Below are 20,023 nucleotides of genomic sequence, written 5' to 3' on the forward strand. Positions count from 1 at the left end.
ACGTGCTGAAACAGGATCCGCCGCTGAACAACGAGCAGCCAGAGGAAGCGCAAAAGCGCCCCCGCAAGTCTTTCAAGTTCGTTGGGCGTACCGCCCTGGCCGTCGTCGCCTTGCCGACCTTGATCTTCGCCGGGCTGGGGGTGAAGAGCGGTATCGACGCGGCCGCCTATCAGACGCCGCTGATTCCCGACCTCACCATCAGTGCGAACCACCGCTACTTCGTCGATGCCGCCAGTGATCCGTTCTTCTGGATGGCCGACACGGCGTGGAGCATGCCGATAAGCCTGACGAGGGACGAGGTGGTGGAGTATCTCGACAAGCGTGTTGCGCAGGGCTTCACCGTCATTCAGACCGTCGCCATCTTCAACCAGGCGGGCGGACCAGGTCCGAACCGGTACGGTGACTGGCCTTACGGCCCCAGCGGCTTGTCCGAGCCCGTCGTCACCGATGGCGCCGACCCCAGCGACCCCCAACAGTACGACTATTGGGACCACCTGGACTTCATCATCTCCGAAGCGAATGCCCGCGGCCTACGGGTTGCGCTGGTTCCCGTCTGGGCAGACCGCCAAGTGGGTACGCTCCTCACCAAGTCCAACGCCGAGGGGTTTGGCGCATTCATCGGTGCCCGCTTCCACGATCGGCGGGTCATCTGGGTGTTGGGCGGCGACCACGCGGCCGACGGCGAGCAGCAAATTTGGCGGAACTTGGCCCGCGGCATCGCAATCGGTGCGACGCGCGAGGAGAACTACAACATCTTCTTGATGACCTACCACCCGTACGCCGACCACAGCAGCTCGCAATATTTCGGTGATGACCGGTGGTTGAGCTTCGACATGCTGCAAGGTGGCCACTGTCTGCGATACGACAAGCGTCGCGCCTTGATCGCGGCAACGTACAACTCGTCACCGACCAGGCCGTTCCTCGACGGCGAGCCGATCTACGCCGCGGTTCCGTACTGCTGGGACAACCCACCCGACGGGTATTCGACACCAATCGACGTGCGGCGCGACGCATATTGGTCGGTGTTCGCGGGTGCCGCTGGGCACACCTACGGAAACCACACCGTGTGGCAATTCCTGGGCGCCACCGACCACCCGGCCCTGATGGGCGCGGTCGGTGATTGGCGGTCGGCGATGGACGACGAGTCCGCTTGGCAGATGCAGTTTCTCGTGAAGCTGATGGAGTCGCACCCCTGGTGGAAGGGAGTCCCGAACAACGACATCATCACCGATCAGCCACGCGACGGAGTCGCACAGCTGCAGGCGATCGTTGCCTCCGACAAATCGTATGCGATGGTCTACAGCCCGGACGGCGAGCCGTTCGACGTCGACATCGCATCGTCCATCGGACCCAGCACACGCATGTCGTGGTACGATCCCCGCACCGGCGAGTCCATTGACCTCGGCATGGTGGGCGCGGCCTCGCAAGAATACAAGCCTCCGACAGCGGAGGACTGGGTCCTTGTTGCCGACGCGGCCACTGCTCAACCCCCGTCCTAGCGTAGGTGTGCGACGATCCGGCCCGCGGCTTCGACGTCCTGTCCCAGATGCCAGTAGCTGATTCCGAGCCGTTGGCTGGACGCGCGGATCTTCTCTGCGCCTCCGCCGCGGTGCCCCGGCCGGTGAATCCTCCTGCGAGTCCAGCTGCCTGCACGCCGCCCTCTGCTCGGCCCAGGGTCAATTACCTTTTTGGCCAGTAGCTGCGCAAGATCACCAAGAACCGCGGCCACTTCCAATTAGGACTAGCCAGCAGCTTCCCCCGCAGATCGAGAAGGTCACGATCAACGACCGCACGACCGCAAAACCCGTTGTGCGCTACCAAGTTGCGACCGACAACGGCATCAACCCCCAGACTGGTTGCCACGGCAAGGCGCGGCGCCGGTACGCCACCGAATGGGACGCTCGCACGGCGCTGGCAGAGATCACCGACACCACCGCAAAGGGTCCAGTTCGTTGTCCGGTCGACGCTGACCGTCGAGCGGGTGTGCGCCGACTACCTTGCGTAGCCGGCACAAACTAGGGCCTCGTCGCGCGCCGAGCTGGAATATGACCTTGGGCCGCTGCGGGAGCGGTACCGGCAGTTCCCGGTGCAGCGGCTCGCCAAGGCGCACATCGACGCCCTGGTGGGGATCTCCTCCGGAGGAACCAAGACTGCGCGCGCCGCGCACCGGCGACACTAGGGGTAGTTGCCAATGTTCGGTGCCGCCCCTGGGACGATCGGCGCCCCCGACGTCGGCAGGGGGTAGTACCGGAAATAGTCGACCTGCATGTTCGACGGTGCCAACCCCGAGGGATAGAAGGCGTCGAGCTGGACGTTCGTCGTCCACTGCCTACCGGTGATCGCGGCTCGATTGGTCGTCGTCATGGTGATCTTTCCGTCTACGAACCACGAGATGTGGTCGGGAGCGACCTCGATCGCGTAGGTGTGCCACGCGGCCAAGTCGAGGGTTGTCGAGGCGTATGTCTGCTTGTTCGTCGGATGATGGATGAACACATACACGCGGCCTTCGTCGACGTCGGCTTCGGCGAAGTCGACGTCGCCCGCCCCGCCGTTGTAGGGGACGCCATAGGGGATCAGGGCGACGACGGCGTGGTACGGATTCCCCGGGCCCTGCTTGTCGACTCGCATACGCGCTTCCCATCGGCCGTAGGCGGGGTTCACCGCGCTACCCATCATGCCGCCGGAGGTGGCGTTCGGCGTGCCGGCGATCTGCAGATAGCCGTCCTGGACGGTGATCTGCTCTGGCCGGCGAAGCCCGTTGCCGGCGTGGCCGGGCGACCGATACAGGTTCCAGGCCGTGGCGGAGGGCGTGCCGCTGCCGTTGAACTCGTCGCTCAGTCTGGCGTCAGGCGCGCCCCACCCGTATGCGGCCGCCGCGGATTGAGCATTAGTGGGCGGGACACCATTGGGCGGTTGCGGGGTCGTAGGAATCGTTGGGCCCGTCGGAGTCACAGCTCGGCCGACGGTGACCCTCGTAGTCGCCGTCGCCTGCCAGCTGGGCATCAACAAACCCAATAGGCCGTGGATGTGCCATCCGTTCGACGCGGCCAAGTCGCTGGCCGTGACCAGAAACGTGTCGGTGTCCTTGGATGCGAACCCAGCCCCAGGTGTGTAGATGAACGTTCCGTCGGTGCTGATGGCGACGGTGCCACCGTTGGTGGTCGGACCTGCGGTGTAGGTGAGCATGTCGCCGTCAGCATCGGCGCCGCGTATGACTCCCCTGATCGTTCCGTTCTTCAGGCTGGTCGTCTCTCCAGGCGCGAACGAAACGGTGGGTGTCTTGTTGAAGAACGTCCGTACGAACCGGTGGAGGGTCACCTGCACAGGGTCATCGCGAACCGCCGCCGCCATGGGCATAACTCGTTGCTGCACCGGTTGGGTGACTGCGGACCCGTTGACGATCGCCTGCGCGACTCGCGTTTTGACATCGACAGCGACCTGGTCACGCGATTCCGATAGCAGCCGTGGTTCAGCGTCAGCCTGCGGCGATGGGGTCGGTGCAGGTTCGGGCAACGACGCGGGAGCTGCAGAGCCGCTGGCATTAGACAGGACGGCAGCCGCCGGTTGCAATTCTTCTGAGGCTGCCGACGTGTCCGGCTTCTTCGCAGCCACAGCATTACTTCTCTGCGTACCTCTCGGCGGGACCGAGATCTGGTCAGGGTCCACGTGCGTCGTCGTCGACGCGGCCGACGGTCCAGACCCTGGCGAATCCGCCGTGCTCACCGAGCAGACGTCAGCGGTTGATGAGCGGTGCAGCCCCAGTCTTGAAGTCGTCACGGTCGTTGATGAGGGTTTAGTCGGGGCAGCGTCGCCGGCGCCATTCCCGTGTGCCGCTACTTGGTCAGACGCTTCCGATTCATCGGACCGGCTGGTCTCGCCCGAGTCGCTGCTGGAATGCGTAGGATTGCTGACTGGTGTGGGCTTCTTGGGCGAGTTCTTGGTGACCCCGTCTCGCCGGTCACCAATCTCGGTGGCGGGCGTGCCGGCAGCGCCGCGCGCCTTCGGCTTGGACGAAGGGTCGTCTGCCCCGGCATCCAAAGCAGAGCCGTGAGTCGTCGATCTCGATGACGACTGCTCCGTCGAGGGCTCGCTATCACCTGCAGTCGACGAGGGGGCCGCTGATTCGTCGGCTTGCGCGACACCCAAGCCAGCGAACGACGCTGCGCCGATGCCCAGACTCACGGCGCTGGCCCCGAGCCAGGCGTAGGGCACCGGCACCCGCTGCTTTCTGACGCGGTGACGGCCGTGCCGTCTCCTGGTGGTCGATGTCCTCGTGCTCCGCGCAGCCGAATCCATTGTTGTGTCTCCCCCGTGTGGTCGGGTATCGGCCAGCCGCGGTACCGACGGACCAGTGGCAGATGTCAGCCCACCCATCACACATGAAACTCACTGGCTCGTCCAGTTATTGACCAAGCGTTGAACGCATTCTTATGAAATCGCCGACAACGCTGAATGCAAAGGCCTGAGTCGGATCAACCTTGCATGCCAATAAAATTTGGCTCGATCGCCTCATGACCGTCCGCAGCGAGCAACCGTTGTTGGTTTGCGCGTCACATCCGACCGCCGAGTGCCAACTCGCCGGTGCCATCTGTGAGCAACTGGATCGGTTCAATATCAACCCTTTTCGTGGCCTGCGATTCGAAACCCGACGATGCAACATTGCAGCACGAAATCGAGAAGGCGCTCGATACCGCTGGGAGCGTCGGGCGGGGCCGGGGAAATCGACTGTTCTGCAGGCGAACGCCGACAACGTGGGCGACTCGCGTCGCGTCGGGTTGGGGGCGTCCTTCGTCACGGCGATGCGGCGATAGGGGTCTTCGAACTGGATGGCCGGCATCTGGAGGTATCTCCGTGAGCTCGCGTGTGAGGCAAACCAATCGGCTCAGCTACTCATGGCCGCCACACCGAACGATAAAGTATACCGAGCAAACTCAGCTCTCGAGGGACATCATATCCGCGTGCGATCCCTACCTCCGTCGGCGACCGGAAGCGGAGGTTGTGAAGGCTTGGTGGGGAAGTAGGCCAGTGCCTTGTCGCGCTCGTGAGGCCTGGGTGTCGGCCAGGGGGATCCGGTGGGTGGCGGTGACGAGGGTTTCGATGTCGCCGGCGTCGAGGTCGGCGAGCCGGTCGGCCAGCCAGCCGGGGTGGTCGTCGCCGAGTGTGCCGGCGAGTTGGGCGGCCAGGGCGTGCAGGTGTTCTCGGGCGTGGTGAAGGTCCACAATCGGGGTGGCATCGGGCAGGATCGCGGTGGCGAGGTTCCAGATCCAGGGTGCCCCGTCGCCGAGGACGACGAGTTGACGGATGTGGTCGGCGCCGCGGCGGCGGGCTTCGGCGTGCACCAGGGTGGCGAACTCGCTCGCGGGAGCGAAGCTGGCCAGGTAGCTGGTCGAGTCCGGGTCGCGCACCGGTCGACCCTTCTCGTCGAGGGTGGCCTGGGTGAACAGGCACGCCAGTTTGACCTCGCGGGTGCAGGCTCGCCCGTCGGGGGCCTTGCCGGCGCGGTCGGTGGTGGCGGCGGGCACCATGCGCACCCCGTTGTCGTCGACGGCGAGGTAGAGCTTGTCCGGCAGCGGTGCCGACGGTGGCAGCACACCGATCTGTCGGCGCGTGATCGCGGTGGCCTCGGCGGCGATGCGTTCGGCGGCGATGCCGCCATCGGCCTCGGCCGAGCGCTCGATCCGCTTGGTGGGCAATCGGATTCCGGCCAGGGCGGCGAGCAGGCCGGCGGCGGTGGCGAACGGCTCGGCGGCGGCGGTGCGCGCGGTCATCTTGCGCAGCCCGGCGACAGCGACGCACCCGCGGCGCCGAGCTCGTCGTCGCGCGGCACGACGCCGCGCCCGCACTGGGCGCAGTGGTAGTACGCGCGCCACACGCTCCCCGGACCCAGCATGGTCTGATCTGCTTGGCTCGGTAGGACACGAACTCTGCCTGATGGCCGTTGCCGCAGTCGATGCGGGGGTCCGCGGTGCCCGGCGTCGGCGGCCAGCAACCGGTGCAACAGCGACCCACCCAGGCGCAGCATCGCGGTGCGGATCGCCGTCTCCACCGCCTCCAGCCCGTCGCCGGATGACGCCAACGAGGCGACCGGCACCTCGGACAGGCGCGCTACCTCCGCCGCGAACTCCGCGGCGACCTGGTAGCGGGGCCCCCCATTTCGTCCCCCCGTGCCGGCCGTGGGCGCAACCGTGGCGTCCGCGTTCGGCGGGCGCGCCTCGCAGATCGCCTCGTTGACCGCCACGATCTGCTCGGACACCGCGGCGAACCGCGGGTAGTTCGCCAGCTCGCCGCGCACTTTCTTCAGTTCGTCGGCCGACAGCTGCCGGCCCTTGGTGCCGCGCCCGGCCACCGTGCGGGCCCACAAATACCGCGGCCCGTGCCCGGGATGACCCGGTTGCGCGCACGCGCAGTTCGGCTTCCCGCAGCGGCGGTAGTTCTCGCTGATCGAGCCGGGCTGTCGACCGCCACCGCGCCGGAAATCATCGGTCGCGGCAGCTGTGTCATACAACCGGTCGCGCTGCTGTTACAGGTCTCCCATCGACGGCTCGGTCACATCAAACCTCCAGGGTTGTTTGACACACAACCAGATTATCCAGCGGCCAGCGCCTACTCCAAGCACCTACATTCGTGTCGCACACCCCCTGATATTGGCCATCGCCGCTTGGGGCGCATCCCACTCGCCGAGGCAGAAGCCGAATACTGCGATCAATTGGACGCCAGCCAACCGGCTGGCTCACAGAACCCCGAGTGTGCATGAAACTCGGGAGGGTTCTGCCGCTGGACCAGTTCGGTCTGCGGGCGGAACTGGATCCGTCAGCAGCAGGTCGACGACGCGCAGCGTGAAGGGGTCTCCAGCGAAGCTGCCGCAGAGATCCGCCAGCTCAAACGTCGCAACGCCGAACTGGCAGCGTCTCGGCGTTCATCCCAGCCGTTTGCACACCGCAGCGATCGCCGCCCACTCACTCGGATAGTCATCGCGATGCTCCAACACCAAACGGAACAGCCTTCGCCCGCGTCTCCGGGTCGTACTTGCTCGGCATGTGATGCACACCTCCCAAGAAAGGAGGTGTGCATCGAACGTCCCCCAAAGCCCACATAATTCAGGAGTCTCCTAAGGGCGGTAGTCGCTGGTTGTCGGTGCCGGCCCTTGGATGAGCGGCGCCCCCGACTTTGGGAGCGGGTAGTAACGGGAAAAGTCGACCTGCATGTTCGATGGTGCAAGGCCCGAGGGATAGTAGGCGTCGAGCTGGATGTTCATCGTCCAGTCGACGCCGGTGATCGCGGCACGTTGAGTGGTAGTCATCGCAATTTTGCCGTCGACGAACCACGAGATGTGGTCAGGAGCGACTTCGATGGCGTACGTGTGCCATTCGGCCAAATCGACATGCACCGCCGCGTACGCCTGCTGACGCGGTGGGTAGTGGACGAACACATGCACGAGGCCGCTGCCGGCGTCGGCTTCGGCGAAGTCGAGATCGCCAGCGCCGCCGTCGTAGGGGACACCGGCAGGGATCAAAGCGATCACCGCGTGGTAGGCCTCCCCGGGGCTCTGCTTGTCGACGCGCATCCGGGCCTCCCACCGGCCGAACGGCGGGTACACCGCGTGACTCATCATGCCGCCGGAAATCGCGTTCGACAGGCCGGCGATCTGCAGGTAACCGTCCTGAACTGTGGTCTGCTCGATCCGGCGTAGCCCGTTGCCGTCGTGGCCGACCGACGAATATGCGTTCCAGACATCTGGGGAGGGAGGGCCGCTACCGCTGAACTCGTGGCTCAGATCAGCGTCCGGCTCGCCCCAGTCGTAGGTGGCCGCCGCCGACGGGCCTGGGTAGACGGGGCCTGGGCGGGCGAGGCCTGGGCGGGCGGGTCATGGTTCGAACTCAATGAGATCCAACCGACCAGCACGAAGAACAGCATGATTGAGATCGGACGAACTGTCACCGGGACTTGCCTCCGCGGGATGATGGGGTCGAGTGGCCTTTGGGCACTTAACTTTCAATACTAGGTTCTTCCGGGAAAGTTTGTGGGTCATGGTGTGACCGGGTAGAGCTGTAATCCGTCGAGGTGGAAGTAGATTGCGGTCTTGAGGTGCTCTCGATTGTGGTAGCCGCGGGCGGAGACTCGGATGGCCTGGATGCGGGAGTTGAGGCCTTCGGCGCCGGCGTTGGTGATCGGCTGCGCGAAGTAGGACAGCAGCCCCGCTTCGTGGCGCTTCAACGTCTTTGCTGCGTCGATGATCGGTTGCAGCCGGGAATGGGTGGCCCAGAAGTACCAGCGCGTGAAATGCTTGGCGCCCCAGCCGCGGCGCCGGTAGGACCACAAGCGCCGTAGGTTCTCCTTGATGGCCCATGCGCGGGCGGTCTGCAGGTCGCTGGCCCGCAGGGCGGCGAAGCGGTCCTGGTGACGCTCGGGTAGGTTCTCGGCCGAGTACAGCCACAGGTACTTCGAGCGGGCCAGGCTGTTGTCGCCGGTGACGGCCTACGCCCGGTTCTCGGCCTTGCGCACGGTGTCCACGGCCTTGGTCAGATAGCCCATCAGGTGGTAGCGGTCGAAGACGATCTTGTCCTCGCCGTCGCTCAGGTGCGTGCGTACCGAGGCGGCGAACGGCTCCCACATGTCCATCGCCACCGGCTCGATACCGGCCCGCTGCTCGGTGGTGAACTTCTCGAAATAGCCGACCAGGCTGGCCTGTCGACGCTGGTCAGCGATGTATTCCACAGTGTCGGCATCCAGGTCACTGACCACGGTGATGTAGTCCTGATCCTTTCCTGGCCGCCTTCTCGTCGACCCCGACACGGGCCGGTACGTTCAGCGGTTTGGCGGCCAGGCCGCGGGCCACGGCACGGTCCATCAGGTGCCACGCCTGGTCCCAGCTGATGCGCAGCAACCTGGCGGCGGAGGCTACGTCGCAGGCGGTGAGCACGTCAATGGCCAGCCGCTCGAACAACGTCGTGAACCGCGAGTGCGGCCCGGCCCACGGCAACCCAACCTGACGCACCCCGTGTTCGGGACAGTGCACCCGCGGCGGACTTGCATGCAGGAAGGTCAATAACGCACACGAGTCCAAAGCCGCCACGCCCGCTCAGCCGAGTGGTCATAAACCGACAGCACGGCATCGCTATCCGGGCAGGAGAACCGGGTCCGGGGCGGATGCTCAACCCACACGGCACACCCTCCGCGGCGGTGGCGAGCGCGTCGGTCACTCGTTCAGCTGCTGGGATTGTGGTGGACGATGAGCAGTTGCATGCAATCCAGGTCCTCGGTACGGAGGTCGCGGTAGATGGGCGCAAGCTTCAGGGGTGCCAGGTGGGCAGACACGTTGTCGGCAACGTCGAGCTCGAAGCCGGCGTTCTCGAAAAGCCGAATCCACGTCGGCCGCTGGATCCGGTTGAAGTACTGCACGTCGCTCTCGAACCAGCGGCGCCAGGCCTTATCGGAGTAGCGGTAGTAATTCTTAGGAGAGGCCTTGGTGTCGAAGTAGTGGAAGTGATCGACCAGGTCGATCTGGTGCACCGACGCCCCGCCCGGGACGAGGCACCGGCGCATGTCGGCAAGGTAGCTCGGCAGCTGCTCGCCCTGCACGTGTTCGAGAACGTCCGCGCTCACCGCCAGCGCATAGTGGTTCTGCGGCACACCTTTCAGCGTGCCGGACGGGTCGACGACGTAGGTGAAGTTCAGCGTGCGGTAGAGCTCCTCGAAGGTTCTGACGTGCATGGCTTGCCGCGCGATTTTCTTGGCCTGCCCGCGGCGGGCTTCCGAAAGGTGCGCGAACTCGTCGTCGATCCGGTCGTGGAGTTGCGCGAGCCAGGACGTGTAGGCGCCGAGCAATCGATTGTCCCAGACGTCGTAAAGGGCGACCTCGACATCGAAGAACAGCCTCAGCACGGTAGCCTCCCAGTGGACCCAGCCTGTGCCGAGTTCCAGGACCTTGTCGCCGGGCGCGAGAAGTTCCAGCCGGTCGCAGTAGTTGACGAGGCGCACGGCGCGATCGACGTACGGCTGAGTAATTCCGCCCGAGACCCGCATCTTCTCTAACACGACATTGCCCAGTTTCCGATAGGCGGCGCGCGTGGTGTCGTTTAGAGAAAAGGCCTTAGCCGCAGTGCTGATGGCGACATACTTGATCATCTAGCCCGATTCTCCCCGTGGATCTCGCGACTGCCCCACGAAGCCAGCCCGATCGTGTTTGTGGATGACTTTACCGATTGAGCAGGACTTGCGTGGAGTTGCGGCTAGATTCGCGCAGGGCCCGACGTTCAAGCAGCTGTGGGCGCAGTCCAGGCTGAAGCCGACCGACATCCAGACCGCGATCCTCTACAGCCACTTCACGCCGCCCCGACCTCGTGTCGTGGCTCAACCTCGTCGACCGCCGGTTTGGTGGACTAACCGACAAAGCGTTGCGGCGCAATCTCTTTCGCTCCGTGCCGGATCTCGTCGCCTGCATCCAGGAATACTTGATACAGGAACCACTGACACAAGCAATTTCGGCCTTGGCGAACGTGTCGCACCTGTTGGGTCGCCGCACTGGTAACCCACGGCGATGTCCCGCGCGTCCCGCTGATCATCGGAGCCTACAGTCACGAGGCGGCGTTCGCACGTATTCCGCCGATGCGAGCGACGACGCGGGAGAGCCTCGAGCGCTATTTCGACCGGACCGCACCGGAGGCCCGGACCGGGCGTTGGGCGCATACCTGGACCTTCCGCGTCGCCGCGCTCACGTGTCAATTGGCTCTGACGCGATGTTCTACACTCCCACATGGGATCTCGCCGTTGCTTAAGGTCGGGACGCCGCTACACACGCATACCGGTTCAACTACCCCACCCTGGACGCTGAGGGTGCTGGGGCTCAGCGCCACATACGGCAGCGAGATCGTGCACGTGCAGCACAGCTACGGGTCGTTATCGCGGTCGGAAGTTGCACCCGCTGGGCCGGCGTCCGCATCCGTCGATGGACCGGCATGCAACGCATCTGGCCGGACTTCGCGACGGGCGAGACGGGCAGCGACAGGTCGCGTTACGACGCCGAACGCCGCACCAGGGTGATTCGCACGGCGTGGGCCTGAGCCGAAGTTGGACCCGACGGGGCCCAGACGAGCGGCGGCCGCTTCTATGCCAGGTCGTTCGTCGTCGCTGTGGCCACTCTCTCGGAGATGGTGCAGCAGAGGGGTCATGCATTATCCTCAGTTACCTCACGGCAGAATCGATCCCGCGCCGTGCATGCTGTCAAACGGGGGACTGACCATGGGCACTGCACTGACCGAGGTAGTCCGTCGAATTACGGACCGAGCACCGTCACAACTGGTACAACTGGCCTGGCGGGTGCGCGAGGTGGTCGCGCCGAAGCCCTGGCCGTTCGACGAGGCTGCCGTCGGACTGTATCGGTGCGAGCAAAAGGGGCGGGGCGTCCTGTCATACCCGGCGTACCTTTATGGCCTGCTGGCGGCGGCCCGGACGGCGCAGGCGGTCGGGGTGAACGCCGTGACTGCGCTGGAATTCGGGGTGGCCGGCGGGAATGGGCTACGTGCCATGCAGCGGCACGCTCAGGTCGTGAGCGCCTGGTACGGGCTCGACGTCACGATCGTTGGGCTGGATTCTGGCGGTGGACTGCTGCCCTCGTCCGAACCTCGGGACTGCGCCTTCGCCCTGCAAGAGGGCGAATTCGCGATGGATCACGCGGCCCTCGCGCCACACTTGGAGGGGATCGAGCTCGTGCTCGGGGACGTGGAGTCCACGGTAACGTCGCTGACGAGCAGGATCGCCGACGGCGATCTTCCGCCGCTCGGGTTCGTCGCGCACGACCTGGACGTCTACCGGGGCACCCTCGCGGCGCTGACAGCGCTCGGCGCGTTGCCGGTCGAAGCCGTGCTGCCTCGGGTGCCGATGTACTTCGATGACCTGTCGGGCTACCCTTACACCACCCAGACCGGCGAGCGCGCGGCCATCGACGACTTCAACCAGGTGTCGGATACGCGCAAGATCGGTCGGGTGGAGAATCTCGAGCAGACACTGGGCGGCAGCGCGCACTGGGCGAATTGGCCGCGGCACGTCCACCTGATGCACGTGTTTGACCATCCGGCGTACAACGCAGCCGAGCGCGTGGCACACGCCGACCTGAGGCTGCGTGACACGTCATCCGGTCGGTGAGCGATGGGTGAATGTCGGCGGCCCGAGCGGGCGGTCGCCCGACGCGAGGTCGATCAGGTCGGGTAGGAACCGCTGGAACAACCTGCGGCTCCGCCGCAGTTTCAACTCGACGAGACCCGATCCTGTTTGTGGACGACTTTACCGATTGAGCGGGACTTGCGTGCAGTCTGCGGCTTGGTTCGCGCAGGGCCCGACGTTCCGGACGGAGCACAACGGCGCGCACGTTTCGGCGCGGGTATGGCAAACCAATTCGACATTCTGCGGATCCCGGACCCGCACGTGGGCACCTACCACAATGACGTCCGAGTGCCCGCCTGGGTGCCTTTCAGCTGGGCGTGGCGTTTCTCCAGGTTGGGCTGGTACTTGTAGGCGGCCAGCAGCTCGACGCTGATGACCTACCACTCGGTGGGAGGCTCCAGCAGCACGCGGTGGTTCTTCGGTGACCCGTGGCTGGACTTGGACATGATTCAGGGCGGACACTGTCTGCGGTATGACGAGCTTCGCGCCCTCCTCGACGCGGCCTACACCACCAACCCGACGAGGCCGTTTCTGGACGGCGAACCGATCTACGCGGCGATGCCGTACTGCTGGGACCGGCCCGCCCGAGGGTTACTCCACTCCCATCGACGTGCGGCGCGACGCCTACTGGGCCGTGTTCGCCGGTGCCGCAGGTCACACCTACGGCCACCACAGCATCTGGCAGTTCCTGGGCAGCGGCGGTCCGGCCGCGCTCGGCGCAGTCGGCGACTGGAAGTCCGCCCTCGACGACGAGGCCGCTTGGCAGGCGACGGTTCAGATCACCGAATGACGGACTGAACCACGCGCCTTGCAGCTGCTCGGATGTGCATAACGCGAATCATGGTCACCGGCGAGTAGAGCTTTGGACGACGATGGCCGACTGTGACCGGCTCTAGCGGGCGTGTTCGACAATTCGACTAGCGGCATCGACATCCGGCCCGAGGTGCCAATAGCTGATCCCAAATCGTTCACGCCACTCGAGGATCTTCTTCGCGCACTCCGCCGCCGTGCCTACGAGAACGGCGGGTGATCCTTCCAACACGTCCATTTGCGCCTGAACGGCTTCCGCCCAAGATGACCGATGGCGCGGCGGTCTGTCCGCATCTGTCACGTGTAGGTGGTAGCAGCTGAATTGGATGCGCGGAGTTGACTTTCCAGCCTCTTTGGCAGCGGCCCGTACACGTTCGATCTTGGCTTCTATGGATGGAGTGGCCAGATCAGCGACTGCTTCCCGGTCGATGCGTCCACTGACCATTCGCGCTTGCAAACCGACGATGTCGGCACGACGGCCCGCGAGCTCCAGCATTCGCGGACTACCAGCGCCGACCAGTATCGGCGGATTCGGCTGCTGAACGCACCGGGGCAATGCTTCCATGCCGTTGACGCGATAGTAGCTACCTGCGTAATCGACCTGATCCGTCGTGAAATAGTTGTGGATCACGTCAAGAGCCTCTGCCAGCCGGGCCACCCTAACGCGTCCCGGCTCGATGTTCATCCCCACCGCGACGTAATCATCGACCAGCCAGCCGGCGCCGATGCCGAGTTCGACACGGCCCTCAGAGAGCCGATCGATCGTCGCAATATCCTTGGCAAGCAATGCGGGGTGCTGGAACGCGTTTTGCACGACCAGTGACAGAACTCGTAAGCGTGTTGTACTGGCCGCGGCAAACGCCATCGCTGCGATGGGGCCCAGCTGCCATCCCTTGGTCACGTGGTGTGAAACGGCGACCGTGTCGAATCCGAGATTCTCTAGTCGACGAAGCTCCGACACCCAACTTGCACCGTCATTCGATAACCGTGGCATCGGCGCGATGAACCCGAGCTGATCATTAGTCCGCACGCAATAGTCCTTCGTTGACGAAGCTACGTCACGCACTCATCCAGACGCGCTCATCCAGACGCGGTCGGCTGCTACCGAAGTCTACTGCCGATCAAACGATCCGGCCCGTCGAGCGCATCGCACCGTCGCGTCGTCGCGGTTGGGCGCCGTGATGGTCGCGATCGACGGACGACGCTGACCGCTGAAACCGCCGTCGCCGCGGTCTTGCCCTTATCTCCCGGATGTCGGTGAACTTAGGGAGCGCGGAGTAATTAGGTGGGTTCTGTTGGGCGTGTCGCGGTGTGGTCGGCTGTGAGCGTGTAGTTCCAGTCGCCGTGGAATTCGTGACGGTTCAGCCGGGTGGCTTCGAGGGCGGCGATCTGCTTGTCGGTGATCTTGATGCCGCGCTCGTAGGTGGTGGTGTCAAGCACCGCGTTCACGGTCAGCCCGGTGGATGTGGTTGTCGCCCTGAGAGTTTCGATGACTACCTCGTGGGACTCCAGGGGGCGTCCGCGCCAGTTGCGGCTGATCGCGGAGAACAGCCGGTGTTCGATCTTGTTCCATTTGGAGGTGCCGGGCGGCAGGTGGCAGACCGTGATGTCGAGTCCGGCCTCGGTGGCGAAGGCGGCGAGTTCGGTTTTCCACAGCCGCAGCCGGGATCCGTTGGAGCCGCCGGAGTCGGCGGTGATCAGCAGCTTGTCCGAGCCGGGATAGCTGATGGCGCCCATCGTGGTCCACCAGCGGCGGATCGATTCCACCGCGAACGCGCCGGTGTCGGCGTCGGTGCCGACGTTGACCCAGCCGGTGTTGGCGGCGATGTCGTAGACCCCGTAGGGGGCCACCTTGCCCAGGGCCTTGTCGGCGAAGTCGTGCACCTGCACCTGCCGGGGTGACCCGGCGGGCTCCCATTCGCGGCCGGCAGCTGTGTAGTTGCCGACGAGTTCTTTCTTCTTGGTGTCCACGCTGATCACCGGGTCCCCGTCGGCCTGGAATCCTTCGACGTGGGTGTTGAGATAGCCGAACTGCCCATCCCGATCCCGATGATGGGTGCCTTCCAGGGTTTTCGAGTTCGCCTGCAGGCTGTAACCAGCCTGTTTGAGCAGCTTGGCCACCGTCCGTGCGGACACCCGATGTCCCCTGGCGGTCAGCTCGGCGGCCAGCTTCGCCGTCGATTTGGTCGTCCACCGCAACGGCGACTCCGGATCACCACGGGTGACCGGATCCACCAGTGCGTCGAGCGCGGCGACCAGATCGGGGTCGGTCACCGCCATCGGCGGGCGCCCCGCACCCGGCCGGCGCACCCGCCCCGGAATCGGTTCGCCGGAATCCAACTCACGCACACCGGCCGCCACGGTATCCGGATGCACCGCAGCGGCCGCCGCGACCAGCTTGATCCCGCCCCGACCCAGCACCTTGGCCTCCGCGCCGAGCAACAACCGCCACGCCCGCTCATCCAGATGCGGGCGGATCAACAACAAACGGGCGGCGACCGGATCGGAGTCCACAGCAGGCAGCGTCATACCACAAGTGTCGACAAACCAAACGGAAAAACCTAATCAATTACTGCGCGATTCCTTAGTGACCGCATGCCCGGTGCCCGAGGGTGAGCGCCGCAGTCGCTCGATCCAACCGACCAGGACAAGCGATGAAGTCGCGAGCTGGAATTGCCGGATTTACCCAACACGAGGCAGATGCGGCACCTCGTGGCGCTAGTGACGTCGCACCCTTGGTGGATGGGGGCTCCGGACCAGAACATCATCACCTCCCCGATCGGCACCGGTTCGTCACGGCCGCAAGCGATCAGCGCCTCCGACGGCTCCTATGCGATGGTCTATAGCCCCGACGGCGGAGCCTTTGACGCCGACCTGTCGAGGCTCGCCGGGAGGACTGCGAAACTGTCACGGTTCGACCCGCGCACCGGGACGGCTACCGACTTGGGCATCGTGCCGACCGGGCTTGCGACGTACACCGCGCCGACGGCTAGGCTAGCTTCTGAGGGGCTGCGCCCCGCCGTGGTGGGCGAAAATTTGCTGCTCGTCCGCCGGTCGGGTACGGGGTTGTCTCAGCGGTGGCCCGGGTTGATGCTGATGGAGTGTTTCGGTCGACCCCGGTCGCTCTATGTTGCCATGTGAGCCCGCAGGCTAGCTTGGGGTGGAGGGCACATCTTGTCCACGGGAACCGTGGAATGTTGCCGTCGAGCACGAGTGTCAGATTCCTGTTTCACTCCCGCCCTCCCCGAAACACCCTCCACAACAACGAATTACGGTACATCAGATTGAGGTGATGGGTGATGGATGTGACGCACCCGCGGTGCGCGGGGATCGACTGCTCGAAGAAGGATGCCAAGGTCTGCATCCGGGTGCAAGGCCAAGGCCGGCGGGCCACCGCAGCGACGGTGACGACCTGGGGCGCGACGACCAGCCAGATCCTGGCGCTACGTGAGCACCTGGTGGCAGCCAAGGTCAGCTGCGTAGTGATCGAGTCCACCAGCGACTATTGGAAACCGTTCTACTACCTGCTCGACGACGAACTCGACGTGGTGCTGGTCAACGCCGCCTCGGTGCGAGGCCTACCCGGCCGCAAAACCGACGTCTCCGATGCCGCGTGGCTGGCCGATCTGGGCGCCCACGGGCTGGTGAAGGCGTCGTTCGTGCCTCCGGCGCCGATCCGGGCGTTGCGCGATCTGACCCGCGCCCGCACCGTGATCACCCGCGAACGCACCCGCGAGGTGCAGCGACTGGAGAAACTGCTCGAAGACGCCGGCATCAAACTGTCCTCGGTGGCCACCGACATCACCGGCGTCTCGGGCCGGGCGATGCTCGAAGCGCTGATCGCGGGCCAGCGTGACCCCGCTGCCCTGGCCGATCTGGCCCGGCGCCGGCTGCGCTCGAAGATCCCGGCCTTGACCGAAGCGCTGACCGGACGCTTCAACGACCACCACGCGTTCATGGCGCGACTGTTTCTGGACCGCATCGACGCCCACACCGCCGACATCGGTCGACTCGATGAGCGCATCGAGGCGGCGATGGAACCTTTTCTCCCGGCCCGGGACCTGCTGATGAGCATCCCGGGATTCTCCCGGATCGTCGCTGAAGTGTTCATCGCCGAAACCGGCGGCGACATGAGCGTGTTCCCCACCGCCGGGCATCTGGCATCCTGGGCGGGAGTCTCGCCCGGTTCCAACGAGTCCGCCGGACGGGTCAAATCCACCAAAACCCGGCCCGGCAACCGCTACCTCAAGGGCGTCCTCGGAATCGCCGCGCTGTCCGCAGCCCGCTCCAAGAACACCTACTTGTCCGCCAAATACAAGCGCATCGCCACCCGACGCGGCCCGATGCGCGCCATCGTCGCCATCGAACACGCCATGATCACCGCCGCCCACAACATGCTCACCAACGGCGACTTCTACCGCGACCCCGGCGCGAACTACTACACCGCCCACCAGCCCGCCCGAACCAAATCCCGGGCAATCAACCAACTCGAATCCCTCGGCTACCGAGTCACACTGGAACCACTCACCCAGTCTGCATAACCCGCCAAACAAGCAGGGTCACCCGTTGTGGTCACCCAATTTTCGTGTCAGCAATTCAGGGGCGCTGCGCTGGCCCCTCCGTGGGGACGGAAAATGGTGGCGACCTCACCTGTGCCGATGGTCGACGCCGACTCTGGCGTGATACCGCGTGAAGGGTGCAGGCTTTCCAGGTGTGTGTTGCGGCCAACCCCGATCAGCCTGTGGTGCCGGTGAGCCTGCGTGTCAGCATGGTGGTGGAGGGCATGATCGTCATCCGCGGGGACCGTGGAGTGTTGCCTTCGAGCACGAGTGAGAGATTTCTGTTTTACCCCCGCCCTCCCCGTAACCCACACGCCTGCAATGAAACTGCAATGGGAATGCTGAGGTGATCGGCGATGGAAGTGATACATCCGCGGTGCGCGGGAATAGATATCTCAAAGAGGGACGCCAAAGTCTGCGTCCGGGTCCAAGGCTCTGGGAGCACACCGACATCGGCCACGGTGACGACGTGGGGTGCGATGTCGGGTCAGATCCTGGCGTTGCGTGAGCACCTGCTCGACCAAAGGGTCAACTGTGTGGTGATGGAAGCGACGGGCGATTATTGGAAGCCGTACTTCTACCTCCTCGAAGACACCCTGACGGTGATGCTGGTCAACGCCCACGACGCCCGCAACATGCCGGGCCGCAAGACCGATGTCTCCGATGCTGCCTGGCTGGCCGATTTGGGTGCGCACGGGTTGCTACGCGGATCGCTGGTGCCGCCCCAACCAATCCGGGAACTACGCGATCTCACCCGCGCCCGCACCACCCTGACCCGCGACCGCGCACGGCAGGTGCAGCGCATCGAGAAAGTCCTCGAGGACGCCGGCATCAAACTGTCCTCGGTCGCCACCGACATCATGGGAGTCTCGGGCAGGGCGATGCTGGAGGCCCTCATCGCGGGCCAGTCGGGGCCGGCGGCGATGGCAGATCTGGCCCAACGCCGGATGCGCTCGAAGATCCCGACCCTCACCGAGGCGCTGACCGGCCGGTTCACCCCCCACCACGGATACTTGATCAGGATGCACCTGAATCTGATCGACCAGTACGGGCAGGCGTTAGCCGACCTCGATGACAGGATCGGCGTGGCGGTGACACCTTTAGCGGCGGCCCGGGAACTGCTGACGAGCATCCCGGGCGTCTCAAGGATCGTCGCTGAGGTGCTGCTCGCCGAGACCGGCGCCGACATGAGCGTATTTGCCACCGCCGGGCATCTGGCGTCGTGGGCGGGCACCGCACCCGGATCCAACGAGTCCGCGGGCAAGGTGAAGTCGACCAAAACCCGGCACGGAAACCGGTATTTGAAAGGGGCCCTCGGGACTGCCGCGCTAGCCGCGTCCCGCTCGAAGGGAACCTACCTCTCAGCCAAATACCGGCGTATCGCCGCCCGTCGAGGTCCGATGAAAGCACTTGTTGCACTCGAACATTCCATCCTCGTGGCGGTGTGGAACATGCTCACCAACGGCGAGTTCTACCGTGATCCCGGCGCCGACTACTTCACCCGCCGTATCCCAGCCAAAACCAAGGCACACGCGATCAGTCAGCTCGAATCCCTCGGCTACCGAGTCAGCCTCCAACCCCTCACCAACACCGCATAACAACAACGCGCCAACCTCGATCACCCCACCCGCCACAGCTGGCGAGTCACCCACGCACGCCTCACCAGCTGTGGTCACGTGAATTTTCGTGAGAGAGAGAGACTGGGTGCTCGTCGCCGATGCGGTTCCGGACTCGCTACCGAGCCCACCGGGCACGGAACCGACGGCGCCATGCTAAGCGTCGGCGATAGCCGATTCAACTCGATCCACTGCTGAGCTATTCGAGGCGTACGTATCCGAAGGTCTCACCGAGCACACCTTCACCAGGAGGTTCACTCGGCTACCTCATCTGGATGCGCTGCGTTCGTCAGGTTCCCTTGACGAGTCGATGCGGTGGGTCAAGGCAGATGCTTGAGCAGCGCCCTCCAGCTAGGCGCGGTCGCGTCCCGTTGAGAGACGAACGTCACCGTGGTGGGCCAAGTGATACCCAGATCGGGATCGTTGTATGCGACGCCCAAGTCCTCGGAGGGGTCGTGCGGGCGATCGATCCGATAACACACGTCCGCCGTTGCCGTCAGCGCCTGGAAGCCGTGCAGAAAACCAGGTGGCACGTACAGATGGCAAAAGTCCCTGTCGTCGAGGAGAAATGTTTGCGTAGAACCGAAGGTCGGGGATTCCTTGCGAATATCGACCAGGACGTCGTGCACGGCGCCGTTTGCGCATCGGACAAGTTTCGCTTCGCCACGACCAGACCGTCCGTGCATGCCGCGGACAACTCCCTTCACCGTGCGCGACTGAGAGTCCTGGATGAACGAAGCAGAAGTTCCCTCCCTGCCGAGATAGTCGTCGAAGATCTCCGCGTCGAAGGTGCGGGTGAACAGGCCGCGGTCGTCTCGCGACGGCTGCGGAATAAGAACGAGAACGTCCGCAAGGTCGGTTTTTTCAATACGCACGAGG

At 64.7% G+C, this 20,023-nt stretch carries 13 protein-coding genes and 5 pseudogenes; 7 read left to right on the forward strand and 11 right to left on the reverse strand.

What is annotated here, in order from left to right; all coding sequences use genetic code 11:
* Positions 1–2: 2 nt before the first annotated feature.
* On the forward strand, positions 3–1,499 hold the full coding sequence (locus K9U37_RS05735) for a glycoside hydrolase family 140 protein (RefSeq protein ID WP_243070890.1): 1,497 nt from the start codon (positions 3–5) through the stop codon (positions 1,497–1,499).
* Positions 1,500–2,175: 676 nt separating this feature from the next.
* Here K9U37_RS05735 and K9U37_RS05740 read toward each other — a convergent pair.
* The 8 genes and pseudogenes from K9U37_RS05740 to K9U37_RS05775 form a co-directional block, all read right to left on the reverse strand.
* Positions 2,176–3,318: a family 16 glycosylhydrolase gene (locus tag K9U37_RS05740; RefSeq protein WP_243070891.1), complete on the reverse strand. Its 1,143-nt coding sequence runs from the start codon at positions 3,316–3,318 to the stop codon at positions 2,176–2,178.
* Between the two features lie 1,766 nt (positions 3,319–5,084).
* Positions 5,085–5,279: pseudogene (locus tag K9U37_RS05745) on the reverse strand (hypothetical protein); the annotation flags it as partial.
* Positions 5,280–5,764: 485 nt separating this feature from the next.
* Positions 5,765–6,505 carry a DUF6788 family protein gene (locus tag K9U37_RS05750; protein WP_243070892.1) on the reverse strand — a complete coding sequence of 247 codons (741 nt, stop codon included), beginning with the start codon at positions 6,503–6,505 and terminating at the stop codon, positions 5,765–5,767.
* Positions 6,506–6,902: 397 nt separating this feature from the next.
* Positions 6,903–7,037: pseudogene (locus K9U37_RS05755) on the reverse strand (IS3-like element ISMysp3 family transposase); the annotation flags it as partial.
* Between the two features lie 71 nt (positions 7,038–7,108).
* Positions 7,109–7,774 (reverse strand): glycoside hydrolase family 16 protein, encoded by a 666-nt coding sequence (locus tag K9U37_RS05760; protein ID WP_308197422.1) that lies wholly within the window; start codon positions 7,772–7,774, stop codon positions 7,109–7,111.
* A gap of 251 nt (positions 7,775–8,025) precedes the next feature.
* Positions 8,026–8,793 (reverse strand): annotated as a pseudogene (locus K9U37_RS05765) (ISL3 family transposase).
* Complete coding sequence (locus K9U37_RS05770; protein ID WP_243070894.1) at positions 8,732–9,073, reverse strand: helix-turn-helix domain-containing protein; 342 nt, start codon at positions 9,071–9,073, stop codon at positions 8,732–8,734. Before K9U37_RS05770 ends, K9U37_RS05765 begins: the two are co-directional and overlap by 62 nt.
* Positions 9,074–9,204: 131 nt before the next feature.
* Complete coding sequence (locus K9U37_RS05775; RefSeq protein WP_243070895.1) at positions 9,205–10,125, reverse strand: class I SAM-dependent methyltransferase; 921 nt, start codon at positions 10,123–10,125, stop codon at positions 9,205–9,207.
* Between the two features lie 1,191 nt (positions 10,126–11,316).
* Between K9U37_RS05775 and K9U37_RS05790 the strand changes: the two genes are divergently transcribed.
* The 3 genes and pseudogenes from K9U37_RS05790 (at position 11,317) to K9U37_RS05795 (ending at position 12,949) form a co-directional block, all read left to right on the forward strand.
* Positions 11,317–12,141, forward strand: a complete 825-nt coding sequence (locus K9U37_RS05790; protein ID WP_243070896.1) for a hypothetical protein — start codon at positions 11,317–11,319, stop codon at positions 12,139–12,141.
* 390 nt (positions 12,142–12,531) lie between these two features.
* Positions 12,532–12,729, forward strand: a pseudogene (locus tag K9U37_RS20355) (apiosidase-like domain-containing protein); the annotation flags it as partial.
* The gene (locus K9U37_RS05795; RefSeq protein ID WP_252393938.1) at positions 12,632–12,949 is read left to right on the forward strand and encodes an apiosidase-like domain-containing protein; all 318 of its coding nucleotides are present in this window, start codon (positions 12,632–12,634) and stop codon (positions 12,947–12,949) included. The pseudogene K9U37_RS20355 and the gene K9U37_RS05795, both read left to right, overlap by 98 nt.
* 102 nt (positions 12,950–13,051) lie before the next feature.
* On the opposite strand, the gene K9U37_RS05800 is transcribed toward K9U37_RS05795, so the two are convergent.
* Complete coding sequence (locus tag K9U37_RS05800; protein WP_252394290.1) at positions 13,052–13,963, reverse strand: TIGR03621 family F420-dependent LLM class oxidoreductase; 912 nt, start codon at positions 13,961–13,963, stop codon at positions 13,052–13,054.
* Positions 13,964–14,256: 293 nt separating this feature from the next.
* Positions 14,257–15,498: pseudogene (locus tag K9U37_RS05805) on the reverse strand (ISAzo13 family transposase); the annotation flags it as partial.
* Between the two features lie 213 nt (positions 15,499–15,711).
* Between K9U37_RS05805 and K9U37_RS05810 the strand changes: the two are divergent.
* The 3 genes from K9U37_RS05810 to K9U37_RS05820 all read left to right on the forward strand — a co-directional run bounded on the left by K9U37_RS05810 (position 15,712) and on the right by K9U37_RS05820 (position 19,126).
* The gene (locus tag K9U37_RS05810) at positions 15,712–16,110 is read left to right on the forward strand and encodes a putative collagen-binding domain-containing protein (protein WP_243070898.1); all 399 of its coding nucleotides are present in this window, start codon (positions 15,712–15,714) and stop codon (positions 16,108–16,110) included.
* 158 nt (positions 16,111–16,268) lie between these two features.
* Positions 16,269–17,510, forward strand: coding sequence for an IS110 family RNA-guided transposase (locus K9U37_RS05815; RefSeq protein ID WP_243070899.1), 1,242 nt, complete (start codon positions 16,269–16,271; stop codon positions 17,508–17,510).
* Between the two features lie 374 nt (positions 17,511–17,884).
* Complete coding sequence (locus tag K9U37_RS05820; protein ID WP_243070569.1) at positions 17,885–19,126, forward strand: IS110 family RNA-guided transposase; 1,242 nt, start codon at positions 17,885–17,887, stop codon at positions 19,124–19,126.
* Between the two features lie 338 nt (positions 19,127–19,464).
* On the opposite strand, the gene rfbC is transcribed toward K9U37_RS05820, so the two are convergent.
* On the reverse strand, positions 19,465–20,019 hold the full coding sequence (gene rfbC / locus K9U37_RS05825; RefSeq protein WP_243070900.1) for a dTDP-4-dehydrorhamnose 3,5-epimerase: 555 nt from the start codon (positions 20,017–20,019) through the stop codon (positions 19,465–19,467).
* Positions 20,020–20,023 lie beyond the last annotated feature (4 nt).

Source organism: Candidatus Mycolicibacterium alkanivorans (assembly GCF_022760805.1).
GTDB lineage: Bacteria > Actinomycetota > Actinomycetes > Mycobacteriales > Mycobacteriaceae > Mycobacterium > Mycobacterium alkanivorans.